We start from the raw sequence: 24,711 nt of genomic DNA, 5'->3' as shown, positions 1-24,711 counted from the left end.
AATTTAAAAAATAGTAGAATTTAAACTCTAACTTATTTTTTCTGTAATTGACTACAAATTTATTGTAAAATAGCATAAGGTGTGAATATAGGAGTGTTAAATATGAATGTTTTTCAAATAAGAGATAAATTAAAACAACGTTTAGCGCATCTAAATGTTGATTTTAAATTTGATCGTGAAGAGGAAACATTACGTATATATAGACAAGACAATTATAAAGGTGTAACAATCAAGTTAAACGCTATTGTCGCTAAATATGAAGTCCAAAAAGAGAAAATAATAGATGAAATTGTTTATTATGTCGAGGAAGCAATCGCTCAAATGTATGATGAAAGCATTGAAAAAATGACTAACATCCAGATTATGCCTGTCATACGTGCTACAAGTTTTGATAAAAAAACAAAAGAAGGTCATCGTTTTATCATTGAAAAGCATACAGCTGAAACCAATATTTATTACGCACTTGATTTAGGTAAATCTTACCGACTAATTGATGAAAGTATGTTGGAGTCACTTGGTTTAACTGAACAACAAGTTAAAGAAATGTCATTATTCAACATACGTAAACTCAAAAATGAATATAAAACAGATGAAGTTAAAGGAAACATTTTCTATTTTGTAAATTCAAATGATGGGTACGATGCTAGTCGCATTTTGAATACGAAATTTTTAGATGATATCTATCAACAGTGTGAAGGTGAAATGTTAGTAGCTGTTCCACATCAAGATGTCTTAATTATTGCTGATATACGTAATAAAACTGGTTATGATGTAATGGCTCATTTGACAATGGAATTCTTCACTAAGGGATTAGTTCCAATCACATCATTATCATTTGGTTATGAAAAAGGACATTTTGAACCTATATTCATTTTGGGTAAAAATAATAAACAAAAGCGAGATCCAAATGTTATTCAACGATTAGAAGCAAATCGTAAAAGATTTAATAATAAAAAATAATTGATATAGAGGAGATTTCAAATGAATTTATTTTACAATAAAGAAGGAGTAGGGGATGTAGCTTTTCTACAGATAGAACCTACTGATGGACCGTTTGAATTTAAAAAACAAGGCGATATTGTTGAAATTAGTAAAGAAGGAACAATAGTCGGTTTCAATATATTTGAATTTTCAAGATATAACAAAATAAGTGGAAACGGACATATTAAATTAACTTCTGAACTAGTGGATGCGCTTCAGAAAGCCATAAATAAATCAGGATTAGACTATCAATTAAATGCAGATCTATCTCCTAAGTTTGTAGTTGGATATGTTGAAACTAAAGAAAAACACCCAGATGCTGATAAATTAAGTGTTTTAAAAGTAAATGTTGGTAATGAGCATTTACAAATCGTATGTGGTGCACCAAATGTTGAGGCAGGCCAAAAGGTGGTTGTAGCAAAAGTAGGAGCAGTAATGCCAAGTGGTATGGTTATTAAAGATGCTGAATTACGTGGTGTAGCTTCTAGTGGAATGATTTGTTCTATGAAAGAATTAAATTTACCAAATGCACCTCAAGAAAAAGGTATAATGGTATTAAGTAATGACTATGAAATTGGTCAAGCATTTTTCGATTAAGATAGGAAGGAAGTGAATATATGAGTTGGTTTGATGATTTATTTAGTAATAAAGAGAATTCTGATGAAGAATTGCTCAGACGCAAAAGTAAACGTCGCAATGGCGATCTAACTCAAAATAAAGATGATTCATTACTTCCTGAAAACAACGATATATATGATCGTCCAAGAGGTAAGTTTCGTTTCCCTATCGATGTGGGTCAAGACGAGAATTATGAAGAAGCAATTTATCGTGACAGTAATGATGATATAGATAGTTATAGACCACATTCTACTAATGACCATAGTTTATATGATTCATTTGTTTACGATGGTCATACAAATCAATCTAATAATTATGCTAAGTATGATAGTTCAGAAGATTCAAGAAGACGACGTAGAAGAAATCATATAAATCAAGATGATACTGGTATACCTTCTATTAAATCAAGAAGTCCTAAGTCATCAAATAAATATACTGATACACGTGATACACAACGCTTTAACAAACATCAAAGCAAGTACTCTAGTACCAATGTTTCAAATTATTTAAAACCTAATTCTAATCACCAATCTAGAGTTAAGTTACAATCAGAAAGATTTAAATCAAACTATCATTTAAGTTCTGAACCTACATATCACCGTTCAAGTTTTAAAACATCGGAAGTACCATCTGCTATTTTTGGAACTAAAAAGCGTAGACCCATCGAAAACGGTGTAATACCACCTGTTAAAGATGATGAAGATTCAAAAGAGTCTACAACAAAATTTAGTTCAAGCACAGTTGAACATGTTCCCCATGAAAGTAATCATGGTATAGCTGACAATTCAAATAAGGAAGATACTAAACGTTCCTCACAAATTGATTCATCAATTAACAATGAAAATGAATCAACAATAGAATCAAGTTCTAATACCTCTAATAATAATGAGCGTACTCCAAATTATTCAAAACGTGATAACACGGTGAATATTGAAAATATTTATGCATCTCAGATTGTAGAGGAAATTAGAAAAGAAAGAGAGCGTAAAGTTCAACAAAAGCGTAAATTTAAAGAAGCCTTACAAAATAAACGACAACAAACTGATGAAGAAGATAGTATACAAAGAGCAATCGATGAAATGTATGCTAAGCAAGCAGAACAATATACTGGTGAAAGTTCACTTAATCAAGGTGACAATGTAAGCAATAAATCGAATGAAGATGAAATCGATGAAAGCAAGCATAGTTATTATAGTAAGAACAAATCATTAGCAGATGAGCACAATGGGCTAGTTCAAAATCAAACTGATGAACAAACTAATAGTGGTAATGTTGATAATCAAACGGAAGTTTCAAATGAATCTCATGAACCCTACAATTATGAAGAAATTGATTTAAATCAAGTTTCTAGCGTCCAACAAGTTAGTCAGGATGATGTACAAGTTAAAGATGTATTAGAAGAACAATCATTAAAAATTAACAATAATAAAGTGGAAAGTTATTCAAATGAAAAATTTGATGACTACTTAGAGGACACCAATAGTCATGAAGAAATGCTTCATGATGATGATTTACATGATCAAGTCATGGATGATGGAGAAAATGAAGGTATTAGTAATAAAACAATTTCTGAAAACAATGATGAAAAAATAGACGATGCTAATTATAGAGAGATTAATGAATCAGAATCACTTATGCAAGATAAAACAAATGATTTATCATTTAATGATGAAGTGAATAACTCTGAAGATCAACAAAATCCATCAGAAAATAATATCAATAATGCTGTTCGAAATGCTGTTTCTTCAGATATAGAATACGCAACTAATGAAGACGAAGAAAATGATGAAAGATTGGCACAAGATAAGAATAAAGAAAATCAAAAGTTATCACAAACAGAAGATATACAAAATGAGTCTTTTAATAACGAAGATGTATTATTAACGTCTAATACAACAGATGATTCAGAACATCTTGAAAAAGATAGTTTAAGTGAAGATAAAAAACCTGAACTATCATCTAATAAAACTAATAAAATACCTCAAAAAATGTCAATCAAGCCTGGTAGTAAACCATTTAATGTTGTAATGACACCTTCTGATAAGAAGCGTATAATGGATGCTAAAAAAAATTCAGTTTCAAGAAACAAAGTTAATGTGCCCGAATTAAAACCTGAAACAAAAAAAGAAGCACAAGATGAGAAAATGAATGCAGAATTCGACAATCATTTAAATGAGTCACAATTAAATTCTGACGAATCAACTGATTTTAATTTGGCATCTCTTGAATACAATGAAAGTTCCGAACATTCAGTTGAAAAAGACAATTTTAAAAATGACGAAAACACAAGAGAAAATGAACATCAAGATGTTGATAATAGTCAAAACAATGATATACCTAAAGGAAATCAGTTTGGAAAAGTTCAAAATTCAAATAATCAAAATGATAATAAACAAGATATTAATGAGTTTGTTTCTAAAGAGGATTATTCCGATGATACTTCAAAAAGGAATCATAAAGATGGAAATGACGCTAATCATAAGGCTCCTATAAGAAGAGGACCTAATATTAAGTTACCAACCCTTAATTTATTAGAAGATCATGAAGAACATGAAATAGATGAATCATGGATTGAAGAGAAAAAACAAGAATTAAATGACGCTTTTTATTATTTTAATGTACCTGCTGAAGTTCAAAATGTTACAGAAGGACCAAGTGTAACTCGTTTTGAATTGGCGGTAGAAAAGGGTGTCAAAGTTTCAAGAATTACAGCTTTACAAGATGATATTAAAATGGCTCTAGCTGCTAAAGATATTCGAATTGAAGCACCAATTCCTGGAACAAGTTTAGTTGGTATTGAAGTACCGAATTTAAATCCTACGAAAGTCAATTTAAAATCTATTTTAGAGAGTCCAAAATTTAAAAATGCCGAGTCTAAATTAACAGTAGCAATGGGTAATCGAATCAATAATGAACCATTATTGATGGACATAGCTAAAACACCTCACGCATTAATTGCAGGGGCGACTGGTTCAGGTAAATCTGTGTGTATCAATAGCATTTTAATGTCATTACTTTATAAAAATCATCCTGAAGAATTAAGATTATTACTTATTGACCCTAAGATGGTAGAACTTGCACCATATAACGATTTACCACATCTAGTTTCACCTGTTATTACTGATGTAAAGGCAGCTACACAAAGTTTAAAATGGGCAGTAGATGAAATGGAAAAACGTTACAAATTATTTGCGCAATTCCATGTAAGAAATATTACTGCCTTCAATAAAAAAGCACCATATGAGCAAAGAATGCCAAAAATTGTTATTGTTATTGATGAGTTAGCTGATTTAATGATGATGGCACCTCAAGAAGTAGAACAATCAATTGCTCGAATAGCTCAAAAGGCTCGTGCATGCGGTATACACATGTTAGTTGCAACACAACGACCTTCTGTGAATGTCATCACTGGTTTAATAAAAGCTAACATACCTACACGTATTGCATTTATGGTATCTTCAAGCGTTGACTCAAGAACGATTTTAGATAGTGGCGGTGCAGAACGCTTGTTAGGATATGGGGATATGCTTTATTTAGGTAGCGGAATGAATAAACCAATTCGTGTCCAAGGTACTTTTGTTTCGGATGATGAGATTGATGATGTAGTTGATTTCATAAAAGATCAAAGAGAACCTGACTATTTATTCGAAGAGAAGGAATTACTTAAAAAGAATCAAACACAAGCTCAAGATGAATTATTTGATGATGTGTGTGAATTTATGGTTAAAGAAGGACATATATCTACTTCATTAATTCAAAGACATTTCCAAATTGGTTATAACCGTGCAGCTCGAATTGTAGATCAACTTGAACAATTAGATTATATTTCAGGTGCTAATGGTTCTAAACCTAGAGATGTATTTATTACTGAAGCAGACATAAAGAAAGATTAATTTAAAGGAGTTTTATGTATATGACGCATTATCATTTTGTTGGTATTAAAGGCGCTGGAATGAGTTCGTTAGCACAGATCATGCATGATCTTGGTCATGAGGTGCAAGGGTCTGATATTGAAAAATATGTATTTACAGAAGTAGCATTGAAAAATAAAGGAATTAAAATACTACCATTCAATGCAGATAATATTGAAAAAGGGATGGTAGTAATACAAGGTAATGCGTTTCCAGATACTCATGAAGAAATTGTTAAAGCGCATGATTTAAAATTAGATGTTATTCGTTATCATGACTTCTTAGGTCACGTAATTGATCAATATACATCTGTTGCAGTTACTGGTGCTCACGGAAAAACATCAACAACGGGTTTATTATCACATGTTATGAATGGTGATAAAAAAACATCATTCTTGATTGGTGATGGAACTGGAATGGGATTACCTGCGAGCGATTATTTTGCATTTGAAGCATGTGAATATCGTCGACATTTCCTAAGTTATCATCCAGATTATGCAATTATGACAAATATTGACTTTGATCATCCTGATTACTTCAAAGATATTGATGATGTAGCAAGTGCTTTCCAAAGCATGGCGCACAATGTCAAAAAAGCAATTATTGCTTGGGGTGACGATGATCATCTAAGACAACTTAAAGCCGATGTTCCAATTTATTACTATGGATTAAATAAAAATGATGATATCTACGCAGATAACATTCAAATCACGGATAAAGGCACTCAATTTGATGTTTATGTTAATGGTGAATATTATGATCAATTTTTATCACCTCAGTACGGTGATCATAATATCCAAAATGCATTAGCTGTAATCGCAATTAGTTACCTAGAAAAGATGGACGTTAACAACATTAAAGAGGCATTAGAAACATTTGGTGGTGTAAAACGTCGTTTTAATGAAACAAATGTTTCTAATCAAGTATTAGTAGACGATTATGCTCACCATCCAAGAGAAATTAGTGCTACAATTGAAACAGCACGTAAAAAATATCCAAATAAAGATATTGTGGCAGTTTTCCAACCACATACTTTCTCAAGAACACAAGCCTTCTTAGATGAATTTGCAACATCATTAAGTAAAGCGGACCATGTTTATTTATGTGAAATATTTGGTTCCATTCGTGAAAATACTGGCGATTTAACGATTCTAGATTTGATAAATCGTATTGACGGATCTGCACTTATCGAAGAAAATAATATTGACGTATTAGATCAATTTGATAATGCAGTCATCTTATTCATGGGTGCAGGTGACATTCAAAAGTTACAACGTGCATATGAAGAACATGTCGGCATGACAAATGAATTTTAATATGTTTATATATAATTATGTTGGGTATTTATAATTAATAGCTTTTATTTAAAAGTAAATGGTAATTAGGAGGCGTTTTTAATGGATTGGATTTTACCAATTGCTGGAATTATCGCTGCGATTGCATTCTTAGTATTATGTATTGGAATCGTTGTTGTTTTAATTTCAGTTAAAAAGAATTTAGATCACGTTGCTAAAACACTTGATGGTGTTGAAGGCCAAGTTCAAGGTATTACTCGTGAGACAACTGATTTACTTCACAAAGCTAATCGCTTAACTGAAGATATTCAAGGAAAAGTTGAACGTTTAAACTCTGTTGTCGACGGTGTTAAAGGCATCGGTGATTCAGTTCAAAACTTAAATGGTTCAGTTGATCGTGTAACAAACTCAATTACACATAATATTTCTCAAAATGAAGATAAAATTTCTCAAGTAGTTCAATGGTCAAATGTTGCAATGGAAATTGCTGACAAATGGCAAAATAGACACTACCGTAGAGGAAGTGCAAACTACAGAAACACATCTGTAGGTAATGATGCAAATCATTCTAACGAAAATTACACTACTAACGTTGAGAAAAACTTTTAATATGATTCAATCAAATGCACTTAAATGAGGTTTTTACTTATTTAAGTGCTTTTCTTATAGGAGGAGTTAATATGAGCAAGAAATATAATCGTGACGCATTTGAAGTTACAAATTCTGGTAATGATTTACACGGAAAAGGTGCTAATCAACAAGACAACACATCACAATCAAATGCAACAAAGCATTATGACAGAGATTCATTTGCAACATCTAATACAGGCAGTGATTTGCATGGACAAGGTGCTAATCAACAAGATAGTGCTGCACAGTCAAATGCGACAAAACATTACAACAGAGATGAATTTGAAAAAAATAATTTTGGTCATGATTTACATGATAATGGACCAAACCAAAAAAATGGTAAATCTAGGCAAGGTTCAAATACAGAACATTATAATAGAGACGAGTTTGCGACTAACAACACTGGTAAAGATTTACACGGACAAGGTGAAAATCAGAATTCTAATAATTATGATGTATCAAATTCTGAATATGGTCACAACAAGTTCAGTTCTCATCCTTCACGTAAGGACTTTGTAATTAGTTTTATTACAGGTGCTTTAATCGGTTCAGCTGTAGGGTTATTTTATAAAAATAAAGCTGAAGAAAAAATCGATGGTGCGAAGACTAAAGAAAAAGAATTGAGAAATCGTTACCAAAATATTAAGCAACAAACTGAAAGTAATATCGAAAATGTTAAACAAAAAATTGATGACTTTAAAAACAGAGACAATTCAGAAGTTAGCAATGATGAACTTGTAGCTCAACAAAATGCAATCAAAGCTGAAACGTCGAATAATTTAGCAGATCAATCACCACAAGCGCAAGAAATACAAGAAGCTAAGGCTGAAGCTAAAAAAGATTCAAAATCAAAAGAAATTAGTGCTACAGAATTAGCTGCACAACAAAATGCAATCAAAGCTGAAACGTCAGATGATTTATCAGACCAATCACCTCAAGCACAAGAAATACAAGAAGCTAAAGCTGAAACAGAGAAAGAAGAAAATGAAACTAAAGAGGTTAGTGCTACTGAATTAACAGCACAACAAAATGCAGTAAAAGTTGAATCATCAAATAATAATTTATCAGATCCTTCAATTAAGGATGATGCTAGCCATAATAAAAATGTTACTGCGAAAAATCTAGCATCAGCTGCTAAAACAAAAAAAAGTAAATTAGATAATGACTCAAGCGTAGCCAATAAAACAAAAACTTTATTAGAAGAGCCTTCTGTTGCTAAATCAAAAGGTATTAATACTGTTCCTAATTTAGTTACAAAAGAAGACAAAACAATTAACACCAATGAAGACCAAGTAAAAAATAATCAAGCTCACGCTACTTCTAAATTTGAAAATGGTGTTATCACACACGATACAAAATCAAACAATGAAAAATCAACAGGGAATAGCAAGCAATCACAAAACGAACCAAAAGCTAAAAATAAAACACCTAAACAACAACAAAGAGCTAAAAAAACTAAAAGTAAAATAGATAAACGTACTTTTAATGATTAATGAAACTTTAACTTACTGATTAAGTTAATATTCATTCATTAAATGGAGCGGATTCATAAATCTATATATATATTAGATTTTTGATTCGCTCCATTTTTTATATCGAAAACGATTAATTAAACATTTCACAATAGTAATTAGATAATTCATAAATTTTAGAAAATTTTTAGACTTCTAAGGTTGAACTATTATTTTTAAATTGTTAGAATATTATCTAACTAATATTATTTTATCGCTTTAAAGTAATATAATTAATTAAGTAACTTTTATTGAGGTGAGTAGTAATGTCAACGAAATTAGAACAATACAGAGAAGAAATTGTTTCGATTAATAATCAAATTTTAGAATTATTATCTAAACGTGGTGAGTTAGCTCAAAAGATTGGTGAAGAAAAAATAAAACAAGGCACAAAAGTTTATGATCCACAGCGCGAAAAGGAAATGATTAATGAATTAATGGATCGTAACCAAGGACCTTTTAATGATAATGTTATTAAGCAATTATTCAAAGAAATCTTCAAAGCGTCAACTGACTTGCAAAAATCTGAGAATGAGAAACATCTTTATGTATCACGTAAATTAAAACCTGAAGATACAATTGTTAAATTTGACAACGGTGGCATTATTGGCGATGGGAATAAATCATTTGTATTTGGACCTTGTTCTGTAGAATCTCAAGAACAGGTAGATGCAGTCGCAAAAGATTTGCAAGCTAGGGGAGAGAAATTCATTCGTGGTGGCGCATTTAAACCTCGTACATCGCCTTATGATTTCCAAGGTTTAGGCGTTGAAGGGCTTAAAATTTTAAAAAATGTTAAAGATAAATTTGGTCTTAATGTTGTTAGTGAAATTGTAAATCCTGCTGATTTTGAAGTTGCTGATGAATACCTAGATGTATTTCAAATTGGCGCGCGTAACATGCAAAACTTTGAATTACTGAAAGAAGCTGGCAGAACTAATAAACCTATCCTATTAAAAAGAGGATTGTCTGCGACTATTGAGGAATTTACCTTTGCAGCCGAGTATATTGCTTCACAAGGAAATAAAAATATTATCCTGTGTGAACGTGGTATCCGTACTTATGAAAAAGCAACACGTAATACTCTAGATATATCTGCTGTTCCAATTTTAAAACAAGGAACGCATTTACCTGTAATGGTAGATGTAACGCATAGCACAGGACGCAAAGATATTATGTTACCAACTGCAAAAGCTGCTTTAGCTGTTGGTGCAGATGGTGTAATGGCAGAAGTTCATCCAGACCCATCTGTTGCACTAAGTGATAGTGGTCAACAAATGGATTTAAATGAATTTGATCAATTTTACAATGAATTGAAACCATTAGCTGAATTATATAATTCAAAAAAATTAAAATAATAAGTTTATCTAATTAGATAATTGATATACATGAGCTATTCGTTTTACTGAATTATAAGTATGTTTTATAATACTAATTCTGGTAATAATGAACAGCTCTTTAAATTGTCATTCTTTAGCTATTCTATTTATTAATCAACGATTTCATTTTATTGAATAATATGGCAAATTACTCTTTTGTAAATAAAATAATATAAAATTTGACATAAATGTGAAATTATTACCAATAGGTTTGAATGAAAGCGATTTTGTGGTAAACTTTGAAAATGAAATGAAAACACGTTATAATAACAAATAAAACGCTTACAAGGAGGAAATTATGACAGTAACTATATATGATGTTGCTAGAGAGGCCCGAGTATCTATGGCAACCGTTTCACGAGTAGTGAATGGTAATCAAAATGTTAAACCTGAAACTAGAAAAAAAGTTAATGAAGTAATCAAAAGATTAAATTATCGACCAAACGCTGTTGCAAGAGGACTAGCTAGTAAACGAACAACAACAGTAGGCGTTATCATTCCTGACATATCCAATATCTATTATTCTCAATTAGCTCGTGGTATTGAGGATATAGCAACAATGTACAAATATCATTCTATAATTTCTAACTCAGATAATGATTCTGAAAAAGAAAAAGAAATATTTAATAATTTATTAAGTAAACAAGTAGATGGTATTATCTTTTTAGGTGGAACGATTTCTGAAGAAATTAAAGATTTAATTAATCAATCATCTGTTCCAGTCGTCGTATCAGGTACGAATGGAAAAGATGACAATATCGCTTCTGTTAATATTGATTTCAAAACTGCAGCAATGGAAATTACTGAGCAACTAATTCAATCAGGTGCTAAAGAATTTGCATTAGTAAGCGGTGATTACTCTAAAAAAGCTCAAGAAGATGTATTTAATGGTCTTAAAGAAGTAGTGGATCGTCATCAATTAAATTTAAATGAAACTGTGCAATTCTCTGGATCTGAAAGTTATAAAGACGGTATTAAAGTATTCGAGGATTTGAAAGGTGATTTACCTGATGCCATTTTATCAATAAGTGATGAACAGGCAATAGGTATTATGCATAGTGCATTAGATGCTGGTATTAGAGTACCAGAAGATTTACAAATTGTTAGTTTCAACAATACACGATTAGTAGAGATGGTAAGACCAAAACTATCTAGTGTTATTCAACCATTATATGATATCGGTGCTGTAGGCATGCGTTTATTAACAAAATATATGAACGAAGAAGAAATTGAAGAACCTAATGTTATTTTACCTCACCGTATTGAGTATAGAGGTACAACCAAAGACTAGTAGTAAAAAAATAATTTATTATTAATAGTTACAATTTCAACACATATCAACTGACAAACTGAGAATATATGTTATAAACTTTCCAATTATAATTGCTTTAAGGGAGCGGTACGATGATTTTAAAATTAAATCATCATACCGCTCCCTTAGTGTGTATACCAATGAACGATTCTACTTGCTCGTTCGTTGTTTTTCTGTGAGATTTCATATGTTCTGGGTATTGTTTGATAGTCGCGATAATCTTCTGTCCAATGTTTAGGTAGGTTTACTGGTGAGTACGCACGCCATTTTTTAATCCATTGTTCTGGTAAAGGTCCTTCTTGAATGGGTTTATTAATTAATGCTAAAAATATATGGCTCCACGCTCTTGGAACTACTTGCCAAATATTATAACCTCCACCACCAAACATTAAAACTTTTCCATCTGTATATTTGTGCGCTAATTTATTAATTATATATGGAATCTCGTATAAAGTTTCTAATGAACAACTCATGTGTGTTAAAGGATCTAAGTAATGAATATCCACACCATGTACACTAAGTAGGATATCAGGTTTATAAGCCTCAATAACACTTGTCACGGATTCTTCAAAGACTTTTAAATAATTATCATGTTCAGTATAAGGTTCTAACGGTAAATTTACTGTATAACCATAGCCTAAATCTTCGCCACGTTCAGTGTAATGTCCTGAACCTGGAAATAAAAATTTCCCTGTTTCATGGATGGAATAACACATGATCGTATTATCAGTATAAAGGCTCCATTGAGTCCCATCACCGTGATGCGCATCTGTATCAATGACCATCACACGTTGCTTATATTTAGTAGCAAGATATTTTGCTGTAATGGCAACATCATTATAAATGCAAAATCCATTGGCACGTCCGGGTAAACTATGATGTAATCCGCCACCTAAGTGACAACCATTTAATATATTTTCATTCATTATTTCATCTGCCAAATTAAGTGCACCGCCAACAATCCTTGCACTATGCCTGTGCATATGTTGAAATTGGAATGTATCATCTGTATTTAATCCATATTTATTAGCCTCCGATGGACTTAAAATTCCATGAGACGCATGTTTAATTGCTTGTATATAATCATATTTATGAATTAAAGCCAATTCCTCTTCAGTGGCTATTCTAGGATTAATGATTTGATCATCCTTCAACAATTTCATCATTTGGAGTAATTCTGTAGTTAATTTTAATCGCATTTGATTAAAAGGGTGGTTATCATTAAAACGATATTTTAATAGTTCATCTGAATAGACATAACCCGTTCTTAAATTATTTTGCATAAATATCATACCCCTTAAATTTTTAACAGAAATCTTAAAATAAAAATCGATTCTTATAACGTAAATCATCAAAAGACTGTTGCTGGTCTAATGTAATTCTGTTACCAATTCTCGCCATTAAACAATTAGCTGGATGACAGGTAATTTCTGTATCATCAGTAGCAAATACTTCTAATCCACCTTTAGACATTAATTTTTGCATCATTTTTTTATATTCAAAAACATCTAATTTAGCTGATTTCAAATCCCAATGCCAATAATACTCAGTTGTCAAAACAATATAGTCTTCAAACTCATCTTGAGAAAGACTTAATGAAATAAGCTCACCACCTAGATGAAACTGTCTAAAATCACGATGCACTTCTATAGCACCTAACTCAATTAAATAGGGTAGCTGTCCCTCAGCCCATCTTTCAAATTCATCGGGATAGTGATATGTTACATACCCTATGACATGTTTGTTTTCTCGAGCAATATAAATACGACCTTCAGGTAATTGCGTAATTTCTTTCAAAGCGTCAAATTGATCTTTTGCCGGTCTAAAGGCATTTAAGGACTCATCGAAAGAAAGCGTTTTCAAATAATTGCATGAAACAGGGCCTTCAATAATGAAATGCTTATTGTTAATTGTTAGGTGCTTGGTTACGTTTGTTTTAATGTGTTTCATTCATCTCACTCCCAATACGAACTACTATTATAGTTATTTTATATTTATTTAGAGAAATAAACAAATTAAATTGTAATAATTATCTAAAAATTTTGAATAACACAAAAATTAATGTATAATACTTTTTAAAGAAAGCGATTTCATTAAATGAGGGGGAGTTTATAATGAAAGTAGAAGTATTTGAAAGCGAGCAAGGTAATTATAATTTACAAGATTATGAAAAGACATATCAGGACTTTGATTGGGATGAAGTGAAAAAAGCTTTCTCATGGAATGAAACAGGAAAAATAAACATGGCTTACGAGTGTATTGATCGTCATGTTGATAATGGTAAAGGCGATAAAATTGCACTTAATTATAGAGATGAAAAACGTAAGGAACAATATAGTTTTAAAGAATTAAAAGTGCTATCAAATAAGGCTGCCAACGTTTTAGTAGATAAAGCGAATGTTCAAAAAGGGGATCGCGTATTTATCTTTATGCCAAGAACGCCTGAACTATATTTTGCCTTTCTTGGTATTCTAAAAATTGGTGCTATCGTTGGTCCATTATTTGAAGCTTTTATGGAAAAAGCGGTAACTGATAGATTAGAAAATAGTGAAGCAAAAGTCATTGTTACTACAAATAGTTTACTAGGCAGAATTCCTAAGGATAAATTACCTCACTTAGAAACAATAGTAGTTGTTGACGATGAAGTTGATGAACAATATGTTGATTTCAATAAAGAATTGAATCAAGCAAATGAAGAATTTGATATTGAGTGGTTAAAAGAAGATGATGGTTTAATCTTACACTACACATCAGGTTCTACTGGTCAACCTAAAGGGGTATTACACGTTCAAAAAGCAATGTTACTTCATTATATTTCAGGTAAATATGTATTAGATTTAAAAGAAGGTGACATTTACTGGTGTACAGCTGATCCTGGTTGGGTTACAGGTACATCTTATGGTGTGTTTGCACCTTGGTTAAATGGTGTTACAAATTGCATAGCGGGTGGTCGATTCTCTCCTGAACAATGGTATAGCATGATTGAAACATTTAAAGTAACAATTTGGTATACTGCGCCTACAGCATTAAGAATGTTAATGAGCGCAGGTGATGATGTAGTAGAAAAATATGATTTATCATCATTACGATCAATTTTATCTGTTGGTGAGCCACTTAACCCTGAAGTTATTAAATGGTCTAAAGATGTATATGATAAAAGTGTATTAGATACATGGTGGATGACAGAAACAGGGGGGCATATGATTGTGAATTATCCTGCAGTTAACGTTAAATTAGGTTCAATGGGTAAACCATTACCGGGAATAGAGGCTGCTATTATAGATGACTCAGGTAATGTATTACCACCGAACAGAATGGGGAATTTAGCTATTAAAAAAGGTTGGCCATCTATGATGTATTCAATTTGGAAAAACCCTGAAAAATATAATTCTTATTTTATTGGAGATTGGTACGTTTCAGGTGATTCAGCATATCAAGATGAAGAGGGTTATTTCTGGTTCCAAGGCCGTGTTGATGACGTAATTATGACTGCTGGTGAGCGTGTAGGTCCATTTGAAGTAGAATCGAAATTAGTTGAGCATGAAGCAGTAGCTGAAGCGGGTGTTATCGGTAAACCAGATCCTGTCAGAGGCGAAATTATCAAAGCCTTTATTTCATTACGCCAAGGCTATGAACCTTCAGATGAGCTAAAAGCAGATATTCGTAAATTTGTTAAAGAGGGGCTATCAGGTCATGCAGCACCAAGAGAAATAGAATTTAAAGATAAATTACCTAAAACACGCTCTGGTAAGATTATGAGACGTGTGTTAAAAGCTTGGGAGCTTAATTTAGATGCAGGCGATTTAAGTACGATGGAAGATTAAACTTTAATGAATGTAACTAAGCTAGGACAATTATTGGTCCTAGCTTTTATAATGATTATAGTTGACCTAAGTCGAAATAAAGGTTTTTGAATTCATACTATGATGTATTTTTACTTTAAATGTTTAGATTTATAAAAAAATTTATTTAAATTAGCAGATTTATCATAAAATTAAGTTGAATTTTACACAAATCATTGGAAACGCTCTCAAAAATTCGACATCGCTTACATTGTTAGTTATTATTAATATGTAAGATTAAAAGAAACCTTAAGCAACTGATTTGAGGTATTCTTACATAAATCAAATTATAATTAACAAGGGGTTGAAATAAGTTGGCACATTTATCAGATTTAGATATTGCTAATCAATCAGAACTAAAACCTATTGGAGAAATCGCTGAAAAAGCTGGAATCCCAGCAGACGCTTTAGAACAATATGGTCACTATAAAGCTAAGATTGATATCAATCAAATCAAACCAAAAGACAACAAAGGGAAAGTCGTTTTAGTAACTGCAATGAGTCCAACACCAGCAGGTGAAGGTAAATCTACAGTTACTGTTGGATTATCTGATGCGTTCAACGAATTAAAGAAAAATGTAATGGTAGCTTTACGTGAACCAGCATTAGGACCTACATTTGGTATTAAAGGTGGGGCAACTGGTGGAGGTTATGCGCAAGTATTACCAATGGAAGATATTAACTTACACTTCAATGGTGACTTCCACGCGATTACTACTGCAAATAATGCTTTATCTGCATTTATCGATAATCACATCCATCAAGGTAATGAATTAGGCATTGATGTACGTCGTGTTGAATGGAAACGTGTATTAGACATGAACGACCGTGCATTACGTCATGTAAATGTTGGTTTAGGTGGACCTACTAACGGTGTACCTCGTGAAGATGGTTTCAATATTACAGTTGCCTCAGAAGTAATGGCAATCTTATGTTTGGCTCGTAATATTAATGACTTAAAAGAAAAAATTAGCCGTATTACTATTGGTTACACTCGTGATCGTAAACCAGTTACAGTTGCAGACTTAAAAGTTGAAGGCGCATTAGCAATGATTCTTAAAGATGCTATTAAACCTAACTTAGTTCAAACTATTGAAGGTACACCTGCATTAGTTCATGGTGGACCATTCGCTAACATTGCACATGGTTGTAACTCAATTTTAGCTACTGAAACAGCACGTGATCTTGCAGACATCGTTGTAACAGAAGCAGGATTCGGTTCAGACCTTGGTGCTGAAAAATTCATCGACATTAAAGCTAGAGAAGCTGGCTTTGAACCTTCAGCAGTAGTTTTAGTTGCAACAGTTCGTGCCCTTAAAATGCATGGTGGCGTAGCTAAAGATGACTTAAAAGAAGAAAATGTTGAAGCAGTTAAAGCAGGTATTGTTAACTTAGAACGTCATGTTAACAATATCCGTAAATTTGGTGTTGAACCAGTTATCGCATTAAATGCATTTATTCATGATACAGATGCTGAAACTGAAGCAGTAAAAGCTTGGGCTAAAGAAAATAACGTTAGAATCGCTTTAACTGAAGTATGGGAAAAAGGCGGTAAAGGTGGCGTTGAATTAGCTAACCAAGTACTTGAAGTTATTGAACAACCAAATGATTTCAAATTCTTATATGATTTAGATCAATCATTAGAAGAAAAAATTGAAACAATCGTTAAAGATATCTATGGTGGTTCTTCAGTTACATTTAGTAAAAAAGCTAAAAAACAACTAAAAGAATTTACTGACAATGGTTGGGGTCAATATCCAATCTGTATGGCTAAAACTCAATATTCATTCAGTGATGATGCAACTTCTTTAGGTGCTCCAACTGATTTTGATATTACTATTAGAGAATTAGAGGCTAAAACAGGTGCAGGATTTATTGTTGCATTAACAGGTGCAATCATGACTATGCCTGGATTACCTAAAAAACCAGCTGCATTAAATATGGACGTTACAGAAGACGGCCATGCAGTAGGCTTATTCTAGTAGACTGAAGTACCGACTATCATAATGTATTATTATGTTACGTTGAAAACTGCCGACAAAGCGCAAAACTTTGTCGGCAGTTTTTTTATGAATTTGTTTTTGAAACAAAATATAAATTTAATTAAATAAGACATTTTATCAATTATGCAGATTGATTATTATTCAATTGCGGTTTTGTAAGTAAATGGTCATAGATATGATAACGTTTAGCGTGTCGGTATTCCTCTTTATCGATTACACCTTCAACAAGCATTCGTTTTAATACATAGTGTTGACGATCAACACTGATTTTGACTTCTTTATAAGTTTTTAATTCACCATTTTCTTCATACGGTGTATACATATACGGGCTTTGTAATAAACCAATTAGGTAAGCAGACTGTGCAATATTTAAATCTTTCGGTGGAATACCGAATAAACTATAAGACGCTGACGCAATACCTGTAATATTGTTACCTTCATAATCTCTACCGAAAGGTACAATATTTAAATATGTATAGATGATTTCATTTTTTGACAATAAATTTTCAAGACGCATTGCTAAAATAAGCTCATTTGCTTTTCGACTATATGTTTTTTTACTTGAAAGCACTTGGTTTTTTACTAGTTGTTGAGTAATTGTACTACCACCAGTACTTTGATCAAGATTAAATATATCTTGTATCATTGCTCGTACGAGTGCTTTTGGAAGAATACCTTTATGTTTATAAAACATGGTATCCTCGGAAGAGGTAAGGGCTTTAATGACATTTGGATTGACGTGTTTAGGACCTACTATTAGAGAGTTCTCAGATTTATCATATTCACTTAAGACATCAGAATTTTCATGATTTATTAAATCGTCACCTGCAAAATGCAAGACTTTCTGTTTTAATTCACGATCGCTTATTTTAGACGATTCATGCGTTAAATGATTGAAATAAATAACTGTACCTATAAATCCTATTAAACATATAAATAACCCAACACTAAATAATCCTACAATTGCATGTTTCTTTTTTTTGTAGGACTTTTCAAATGAATTAAACTTAGTATCTCTATTAATGTTGGTTAACATTTCTTTCACCTTAAGCCTCTTGAAATTTAAATATAGTATACCATAATCACTGATTTGACTTTTATATTTTTAATACTTATAATTAATTACAATTCAATATATTTTGGATAAGAGGACAAGTAATATATTTGTGATTTCCAGAGAGTTAGTGGTAGCTGTGAACTAATAGTTGCACTTATATGAATACACCTCATTATGAATTGTCCAACGTTTATTAATGAACGTATCATTGATAGAGTGAATAGCAATATGCTATTTAAGTATGGTGGTAACGTGCTCAAGCGCCCTTACATTTAACGATGTATGGGTGCTTTTTATTTTTCATAAATAGAGTATAGATTACTAAATATTAAAAATAAAATCTTTGTTTAGGAGGAATATTGATGTCAAACGCTTTAATTGAAGAGTTACAATGGAGAGGTTTAATTTATCAACAAACAGATGAAAGTAGCATTGAAGAATTATTAAATAAGGAACAAATTTCTTTATATTGTGGTGCTGACCCTACTGCTGATAGTCTGCATATTGGTCATTTGCTTCCCTTTATGACTCTAAGACGTTTCCAAGAACATGGTCATCGACCTATCGTTCTAATTGGTGGGGGAACTGGTATGATTGGTGATCCATCCGGTAAATCTGAAGAACGTATACTACAAACAGAAGACCAAGTAGAGGCTAACGTTGAGGGTATTAGTGCTCAAATGCATAAATTATTTGAATTTGGTACGGATAAAGGTGCCATTTTAGTTAATAACAAAGATTGGTTGAGTCAAATCTCATTAATTAGTTTCCTAAGAGATTATGGTAAACATGTTGGTGTGAACTACATGTTAGGTAAAGATTCTATTCAATCTCGCCTTGAGAATGGCATATCTTACACTGAATTCACTTATACTATACTTCAAGCTATCGACTTTGGTCATTTAAACCGTGAATTAAATTGTAAATTACAAGTTGGTGGTTCAGATCAATGGGGTAATATCACTAGTGGTATTGAATTAATGCGACGTATGTATGGACAAACTGAAGCATATGGTTTAACAATTCCTTTAGTTACGAAATCGGATGGTAAGAAATTTGGTAAATCAGAATCAGGTGCTGTATGGTTAGACGCTGACAAAACAAGTCCTTATGAATTTTACCAATTTTGGATTAATCAATCAGATGATGATGTCATTAAATTCTTGAAATACTTCACATTTTTAGATAAAGATGAAATTAATCGTCTCGAAGAATTTAAAAATCAAGAACCTCATTTAAGAGAAGCGCAAAAAGCCTTAGCGGAGAATGTTACAGAATTTATTCATGGTAAAGAGGCATTAGATGATGCCATTCGTATTTCTAAAGCTTTGTTTAGCGGCGATTTAAAATCATTATCAGGCAAAGAATTAAAAGAAGGTTTCAAAGATGTTCCTCAAGTTGAATTATCAACTGAAACTTCAAATATTATTGATGTCTTAATTGAAACAGGCATTGCGACGTCTAAACGCCAAGCACGTGAGGATGTTAATAACGGTGCTATTTATATTAATGGGGAAAGACAACAATCAGTAGACTACGAATTAAGCAATGAGGATAAAATAGATGATGAATTTACAATCATTCGTCGTGGTAAGAAAAAATATTTCATGGTTAACTATAAATAATAAGTTTAATTTTATTGGCAATGTAGCGAAATCTTATAGACTTTGCGCATTGCCCTTTTTATGAAAATAAATAAAGTACGGGTATAATAAATGTGTTATAAAGATTAAAAAGAAGTGATGAAATGACTAATAATAAAGAAGAAATTTTAATGAGTAGCTTTAGAGATTTGTTTAATAAAATAGGTTAGCTAAATAAAGATAAAATGGAACGAGCACTTAATGTGTTCAAATCATCTGAAGTTCATTGCGTTGAAGTGATTAAAGAATATCAGAATCCCAATGTACAATATTTAGCGAATAAGCTATTTATGACAAGAGGTGCAATTAGTAAATTAACAAAACGTTTGCAGCAAAAAAGTTTAATTGAAAGTTTTAAAAGTAAAGACAATAAAAAAGCAATATATTTTAAGTTAACTGCACAGGGTGAAAGCGTTTATCAAATTCACTCTGAATTACATGAATCGTTTCAAAATAGAGATCAAAGTGTTTTTGACAGCATGACAGAAGATGAATTTAATAATATGATGACCTTCATTAATAGGTATCATCAACATTTGGATCAACTAATCGAACAAGAGAAAAGATCATTATAAGAGATTAAACTAAAAAACTCGCTTACAGGTTAAGCGAGTTTTTTTGTTATATATTGTTGACAAGGAAACAAAAAGAGAGTGTATATTGTTGACGTGGAAACAATATGTAGGAGGAATGTATGTCAAAATTAAATGATAGTCAAGTATCGAGAGAAATTATGATAGCTGCTTGGGCAATAGCATTAGGGGCTATAGCACCTATGTTAGATTCAACAATGATTAATATAGCAATCAAACAACTTAACAACGCATTTAATACTACTATTGAAATCACTCAGTGGGGTATAACAGGATATGTCCTTGCTTTAGCGCTAGTTATTCCAATTGCAGGATGGCTGGTCAATCAATTTAATCGGAAGTATGTATTTATAGGAGCCTCAATTCTATTTGGAATTACATCTGTATTAGCTGGTATTAGTTGGAATGTAGAGAGTTTTATTGTGTTCAGAATTATTCAAGGATTGTCTGCGGGCATAATTACAACGTTAATGTTCACGCTATTGATTAAGACAACGGGTCAAGACCATATTGGGAAAGTCATGGCTGTCGTAAGTGCACCTATGATATTCGGGCCCATCATGGGACCAGTCATTGGTGGATTTGTAATTCATATTGTGTCTTGACGCTGGATGTTCTTTATTAATGTCTTAGTCGTAATCATCGCCATATTATTGCAAATAAAATATTTACCGAACTTTGTCCCTTTTAATAAAAGTAAGTCTATTGACATGTTAGGAATCATATTGCTAGGTCTTATCAGTATATCAACCATATACGGTTTAACAAAAGCAAGTGATTACCATAGTTTTTATAATAGAACTACTATTCTTCTTCTGATTATTGGTTGTATTATGATACTTATGTATTATATTCATAATAAAGTTAAAAATGATAATACCATTATGTCGTTATCACTCTTTAGTAAGGGAAATTATACAGCACCATTTATAGGTTTATTTCTCTCGAACATAGGTATCAAGGAACCTATGGTCATAATACCATTATATTTTCAGACATTTAAGCATTACACTCCTATTGAAGCAGTTCTAGCACTTATACCACAGGGAATTGGAATGCTTATTACAAGACCATACATGGGGAAATTGATCGATCAATATGGAGCGAAATGGGTGGTTTTAGTCAGTGTTATAATCTCGATGTTTGGATCAATACCTTTATTATTTATTACAGATCATACTAGTATCATTGCTCTATCTATTATCTTGTTTTTAAGAGGATGTAGTGTTGGAGGCATTAATTTAGGTTTAACTACTGATGCATATATGGGCATTAAAGAAAGCGTATTAGCTGAAGCGGCTGTGGGAATTAATATGATTGAAAATATTGGTTCAAGTTTTGGAACAGCTTTTAGTTGTAATAAATCAATTAGGTAATTCCTTGACACACAGTATTATCGCTTATCATGCTGGATTCTTAGTATCAGTCATTACATTAATTTTAATTATTGTTCTAGCTTTATTTCTTACTAATAAGTCAAAGGCGACAATATAAGCAATAATACGGCCAGTAATTGATTTTGATTAATCATATACTGGCTGTATTTGTGTATTATGTTCTTTTGTTAGAAAAACTATTGTATAAATTGACTGTTTCGACTATTTCGTCTATTGTCTGATTCAGAGTCAGATGATTGAGTAGATGATATATCGGACTGGCTTTTTAGCTTAACATTAACTGTTAGCGTTTTTCCATCTCGTATAACAGTTAGTTTAGCAGTCTCACCAGGCTTTTTATTTTGATACAGATAAGTTCTTAAATCAGTATCTTCTTTTACAGTTTTATTATCTATTTTAGTAATGATATCGCCTGTTTTTAATTCACTTGAGCGACTTACTTTAGCAACATAAATACCATCATCACGATCTGTGTTTAATTCTTTTTTATAAGAATCAGGAATATCACTTAAATTTAGTAAACCAATTCCTATAGAAGGGCGTTCAATTTTACCGTTTTTAACAAGTTGTTCAATAGTTACTTTAACTTCATTACTTGGAATAGCAAAACCAATACCTTCTACTTGCTCAGCGGCTATCTTCATAGAGTTGATACCAATCAAGTTACCATTAATATCTACTAATGCACCACCAGAGTTACCAGGGTTTATTGCAGCATCAGTTTGCAAGACGTTAACTTTAGTACCTCCAGAAGTAGTATCTGACTCAATTGTACGCTCATTTGCTGAAATAATTCCAGAAGTAACTGAATTAGCAAATTCCAAACCTAGAGGATTACCCATAGCGAATACACTATCCCCAGTTTGCACTTTTGAAGAATTTGCAAATTTAATTGATTTGATACCCTTAGTATTATCTATTTTTAAGACAGCTATATCTGATACAGTATCCTTCCCAATTAACTTCGCTTTAACTTGTTTACCACTATGCAATTGCACTTTAATCTCGGATGCACCACTTATTACATGGGTGTTTGTCACAATGTAAGCAGAATTATTATTAATTTGATAGATTACACCTGAACCAATACCTGCTTCTTCAGATTCGGATGACGATTTACCTTGTAAAAAATCTTCTAGACCATTAGCTTTTTGCATATTAATGACACCAACTATCGCAGGTGATACATCTTTAATCATTGCATTAACAGATTTATATTTATCACTTTTTCCGTCTAATACATTTCCACCTTTACTATTATTGGCTTCTTGAACTTGGGCACCACCATTATCTATTCCAACTAATCCCATTATTTTACTTGCACCTAAGACAAGTAAAGCACCTATCACACCAGCAATTAATGCAACGATAATTGTTTTAAACCATGGGAATTTAGGTTTTCCAGGTTGAGGTTGCTGATAGTTGTTATAATTTGATTGATTCTCTTGATTGAATTCAGACATTTTTAACCTCCATTATAATATTAACCCTTTATTTAATTATGAAAGGTTTAATCAAATATTGCCAGTAATCCACTATCAGACTTTAGATGTATCTTTTGATAAGTTGTTCATATATAAGGATAATGATAAAATCAATAAAGTATAGAAATCAATAAGCAGGTGACATAATGTATCAATTTATAAGTAGACTATTAGATTTTATATTAGTTAAAATGGCTAAATCATTATATGTTATTGGAAAGGAGAACATTCCTAAAGATAACAAATACGTAGTAACATGTACTCATGAAAGTTATAATGAAGTGATCATGTTAGGTATGGCATTAGTTCCTAATGAAATTCATTACATGGCTAAAAAAGAATTGTTTAATAATAAATGGTTTGGTCAATTTTTAACTTCATTGAATGCTTTTCCTGTTGACCGTGAAAATCCAGGACCAAGTACATTGAAAAGACCAGTTAATTTGTTAAAAGAAAATAAAACTGTTGGTATCTTCCCAACGGGACATCGTACATCAGCTGAAGGGGCTCCATTAAAAAGAGGCGCTTCAACTATTGCAATGTTAGGCAAAGCGCCAATTTTACCAGCAGCCTATGTTGGACCTAAAAAATTACTTGGTTTAATTACAGGTCAGGCACTTATTAAATTTGGTGAGCCAATTTATCAATCAGATATTCCTAAAAATTTAAAAAGAAATGAAAAAATAGATTATTTAACACATGAAATTGAAAGACGTACAGCCCAATTACAAAAAGAACTACACTTAATTCAAGGTAGTCTAGATAAATAAATTATAGTAACTAATTAACAATAAACACTCTATTTAATGACTCAAATAGTTATTTTAATAGGGTGTTTTTGTTTTTAAATATACACTTAATTAATCTCAGTGAATTTAATACGAGACTTTTATTCTTATAAATTTATTTAAAATTAAAATTTTACATTTATAGGTTGAAGAGCTTTAGCGTGTTAGATACCTGTATGCTTATTATATTTTTAAAATGATTTAAAATTGACACATCAAAAGCGCTTACATATATGGTAAATTAGTTAAGGAACTATATACATATCT

The 24,711-nt window shown here is 31.7% G+C and carries 17 protein-coding genes and 1 pseudogene; 14 read left to right on the top strand and 4 right to left on the bottom strand.

Features of this window, described 5'->3' with window-relative positions:
* Positions 1-102: 102 nt before the first annotated feature.
* The 8 genes from BDW31_RS04725 to ccpA all read left to right on the top strand — a co-directional run bounded on the left by BDW31_RS04725 (position 103) and on the right by ccpA (position 11,616).
* Positions 103-960 carry a DUF1444 domain-containing protein gene (locus tag BDW31_RS04725; protein WP_110709238.1) on the top strand — a complete coding sequence of 286 codons (858 nt, stop codon included), beginning with the start codon at positions 103-105 and terminating at the stop codon, positions 958-960.
* Between the two features lie 21 nt (positions 961-981).
* The gene (ytpR, locus tag BDW31_RS04720; protein WP_037551069.1) at positions 982-1,578 is read left to right on the top strand and encodes a YtpR family tRNA-binding protein; all 597 of its coding nucleotides are present in this window, start codon (positions 982-984) and stop codon (positions 1,576-1,578) included.
* 20 nt (positions 1,579-1,598) lie between these two features.
* Positions 1,599-5,492: a DNA translocase FtsK gene (locus tag BDW31_RS04715; RefSeq protein WP_110709236.1), complete on the top strand. Its 3,894-nt coding sequence runs from the start codon at positions 1,599-1,601 to the stop codon at positions 5,490-5,492.
* 20 nt (positions 5,493-5,512) lie between these two features.
* The gene (gene murC, locus BDW31_RS04710; protein ID WP_037551066.1) at positions 5,513-6,826 is read left to right on the top strand and encodes a UDP-N-acetylmuramate--L-alanine ligase; all 1,314 of its coding nucleotides are present in this window, start codon (positions 5,513-5,515) and stop codon (positions 6,824-6,826) included.
* An 81-nt stretch (positions 6,827-6,907) separates the two neighbouring features.
* Positions 6,908-7,414, top strand: a complete 507-nt coding sequence (locus BDW31_RS04705; protein ID WP_011275484.1) for a DUF948 domain-containing protein — start codon at positions 6,908-6,910, stop codon at positions 7,412-7,414.
* A 71-nt stretch (positions 7,415-7,485) separates the two neighbouring features.
* Positions 7,486-8,928, top strand: coding sequence for a YtxH domain-containing protein (locus tag BDW31_RS04700; RefSeq protein WP_242305942.1), 1,443 nt, complete (start codon positions 7,486-7,488; stop codon positions 8,926-8,928).
* 284 nt (positions 8,929-9,212) lie between these two features.
* Complete coding sequence (locus BDW31_RS04695; protein ID WP_037536884.1) at positions 9,213-10,304, top strand: bifunctional 3-deoxy-7-phosphoheptulonate synthase/chorismate mutase; 1,092 nt, start codon at positions 9,213-9,215, stop codon at positions 10,302-10,304.
* 319 nt (positions 10,305-10,623) lie between these two features.
* Positions 10,624-11,616, top strand: a complete 993-nt coding sequence (ccpA, locus tag BDW31_RS04690; RefSeq protein WP_085060178.1) for a catabolite control protein A — start codon at positions 10,624-10,626, stop codon at positions 11,614-11,616.
* Between the two features lie 146 nt (positions 11,617-11,762).
* Here ccpA and BDW31_RS04685 read toward each other — a convergent pair whose 3' ends face one another.
* Together BDW31_RS04685 and BDW31_RS04680 are read right to left on the bottom strand one after the other, a co-directional pair.
* On the bottom strand, positions 11,763-12,920 hold the full coding sequence (locus BDW31_RS04685) for an acetoin utilization protein AcuC (RefSeq protein WP_037551060.1): 1,158 nt from the start codon (positions 12,918-12,920) through the stop codon (positions 11,763-11,765).
* Between the two features lie 34 nt (positions 12,921-12,954).
* A complete protein-coding gene (locus tag BDW31_RS04680) occupies positions 12,955-13,587 on the bottom strand; it encodes a GNAT family N-acetyltransferase (RefSeq protein WP_085060177.1) in 633 nt (210 codons plus the stop codon).
* A gap of 164 nt (positions 13,588-13,751) precedes the next feature.
* Here BDW31_RS04680 and acsA point away from each other — a divergent pair, with 164 nt between their 5' ends.
* On the top strand, positions 13,752-15,461 hold the full coding sequence (gene acsA / locus BDW31_RS04675) for an acetate--CoA ligase (protein WP_110709234.1): 1,710 nt from the start codon (positions 13,752-13,754) through the stop codon (positions 15,459-15,461).
* Between the two features lie 332 nt (positions 15,462-15,793).
* Positions 15,794-17,461, top strand: a complete 1,668-nt coding sequence (locus BDW31_RS04670; RefSeq protein WP_037551056.1) for a formate--tetrahydrofolate ligase — start codon at positions 15,794-15,796, stop codon at positions 17,459-17,461.
* A gap of 142 nt (positions 17,462-17,603) precedes the next feature.
* Here BDW31_RS04670 and BDW31_RS04665 read toward each other — a convergent pair whose 3' ends face one another.
* The gene (locus tag BDW31_RS04665) at positions 17,604-18,518 is read right to left on the bottom strand and encodes a biosynthetic peptidoglycan transglycosylase (RefSeq protein WP_037551097.1); all 915 of its coding nucleotides are present in this window, start codon (positions 18,516-18,518) and stop codon (positions 17,604-17,606) included.
* A 383-nt stretch (positions 18,519-18,901) separates the two neighbouring features.
* Between BDW31_RS04665 and tyrS the strand changes: the two genes are divergently transcribed.
* From tyrS to BDW31_RS04650, 3 genes and pseudogenes are all read left to right on the top strand, one after another.
* Positions 18,902-20,164, top strand: coding sequence for a tyrosine--tRNA ligase (tyrS, locus tag BDW31_RS04660; RefSeq protein WP_110709233.1), 1,263 nt, complete (start codon positions 18,902-18,904; stop codon positions 20,162-20,164).
* A gap of 203 nt (positions 20,165-20,367) precedes the next feature.
* Positions 20,368-20,757, top strand: coding sequence for a MarR family transcriptional regulator (locus tag BDW31_RS04655; RefSeq protein WP_229664813.1), 390 nt, complete (start codon positions 20,368-20,370; stop codon positions 20,755-20,757).
* 119 nt (positions 20,758-20,876) lie between these two features.
* Positions 20,877-22,269, top strand: a pseudogene (locus BDW31_RS04650) (DHA2 family efflux MFS transporter permease subunit).
* A gap of 79 nt (positions 22,270-22,348) precedes the next feature.
* On the opposite strand, the gene BDW31_RS04645 reads toward BDW31_RS04650, so the two are convergent.
* A complete protein-coding gene (locus BDW31_RS04645; RefSeq protein ID WP_110709231.1) occupies positions 22,349-23,635 on the bottom strand; it encodes a S1C family serine protease in 1,287 nt (428 codons plus the stop codon).
* Between the two features lie 167 nt (positions 23,636-23,802).
* Between BDW31_RS04645 and BDW31_RS04640 the strand changes: the two genes are divergently transcribed.
* Complete coding sequence (locus BDW31_RS04640) at positions 23,803-24,426, top strand: lysophospholipid acyltransferase family protein (protein WP_037551054.1); 624 nt, start codon at positions 23,803-23,805, stop codon at positions 24,424-24,426.
* Positions 24,427-24,711 lie beyond the last annotated feature (285 nt).

The organism is Staphylococcus sp. AtHG25 (assembly GCF_003217445.1).
In the GTDB taxonomy this organism is placed as follows: domain Bacteria; phylum Bacillota; class Bacilli; order Staphylococcales; family Staphylococcaceae; genus Staphylococcus; species Staphylococcus haemolyticus.
Note: the sequence above shows the minus strand (reverse complement) of the source record. Positions and strands in the feature narration are given on the sequence as shown.

What these genes read in the sequence shown, in the direction of transcription:
- BDW31_RS04725 (WP_110709238.1), top strand. Translation starts at nt 103, where the DNA reads ATGAATGTTTTTCAAATAAGAGATAAATTAAAACAACGTTTAGCGCAT.
- ytpR (WP_037551069.1), top strand. Translation starts at nt 982, where the DNA reads ATGAATTTATTTTACAATAAAGAAGGAGTAGGGGATGTAGCTTTTCTA.
- BDW31_RS04715 (WP_110709236.1), top strand. Translation starts at nt 1,599, where the DNA reads ATGAGTTGGTTTGATGATTTATTTAGTAATAAAGAGAATTCTGATGAA.
- murC (WP_037551066.1), top strand. Translation starts at nt 5,513, where the DNA reads ATGACGCATTATCATTTTGTTGGTATTAAAGGCGCTGGAATGAGTTCG.
- BDW31_RS04705 (WP_011275484.1), top strand. Translation starts at nt 6,908, where the DNA reads ATGGATTGGATTTTACCAATTGCTGGAATTATCGCTGCGATTGCATTC.
- BDW31_RS04700 (WP_242305942.1), top strand. Translation starts at nt 7,486, where the DNA reads ATGAGCAAGAAATATAATCGTGACGCATTTGAAGTTACAAATTCTGGT.
- BDW31_RS04695 (WP_037536884.1), top strand. Translation starts at nt 9,213, where the DNA reads ATGTCAACGAAATTAGAACAATACAGAGAAGAAATTGTTTCGATTAAT.
- ccpA (WP_085060178.1), top strand. Translation starts at nt 10,624, where the DNA reads ATGACAGTAACTATATATGATGTTGCTAGAGAGGCCCGAGTATCTATG.
- BDW31_RS04685 (WP_037551060.1), bottom strand. Translation starts at nt 12,920, where the DNA reads ATGCAAAATAATTTAAGAACGGGTTATGTCTATTCAGATGAACTATTA.
- BDW31_RS04680 (WP_085060177.1), bottom strand. Translation starts at nt 13,587, where the DNA reads ATGAAACACATTAAAACAAACGTAACCAAGCACCTAACAATTAACAAT.
- acsA (WP_110709234.1), top strand. Translation starts at nt 13,752, where the DNA reads ATGAAAGTAGAAGTATTTGAAAGCGAGCAAGGTAATTATAATTTACAA.
- BDW31_RS04665 (WP_037551097.1), bottom strand. Translation starts at nt 18,518, where the DNA reads ATGTTAACCAACATTAATAGAGATACTAAGTTTAATTCATTTGAAAAG.
- tyrS (WP_110709233.1), top strand. Translation starts at nt 18,902, where the DNA reads ATGTCAAACGCTTTAATTGAAGAGTTACAATGGAGAGGTTTAATTTAT.
- BDW31_RS04655 (WP_229664813.1), top strand. Translation starts at nt 20,368, where the DNA reads ATGGAACGAGCACTTAATGTGTTCAAATCATCTGAAGTTCATTGCGTT.
- BDW31_RS04645 (WP_110709231.1), bottom strand. Translation starts at nt 23,635, where the DNA reads ATGTCTGAATTCAATCAAGAGAATCAATCAAATTATAACAACTATCAG.
- BDW31_RS04640 (WP_037551054.1), top strand. Translation starts at nt 23,803, where the DNA reads ATGTATCAATTTATAAGTAGACTATTAGATTTTATATTAGTTAAAATG.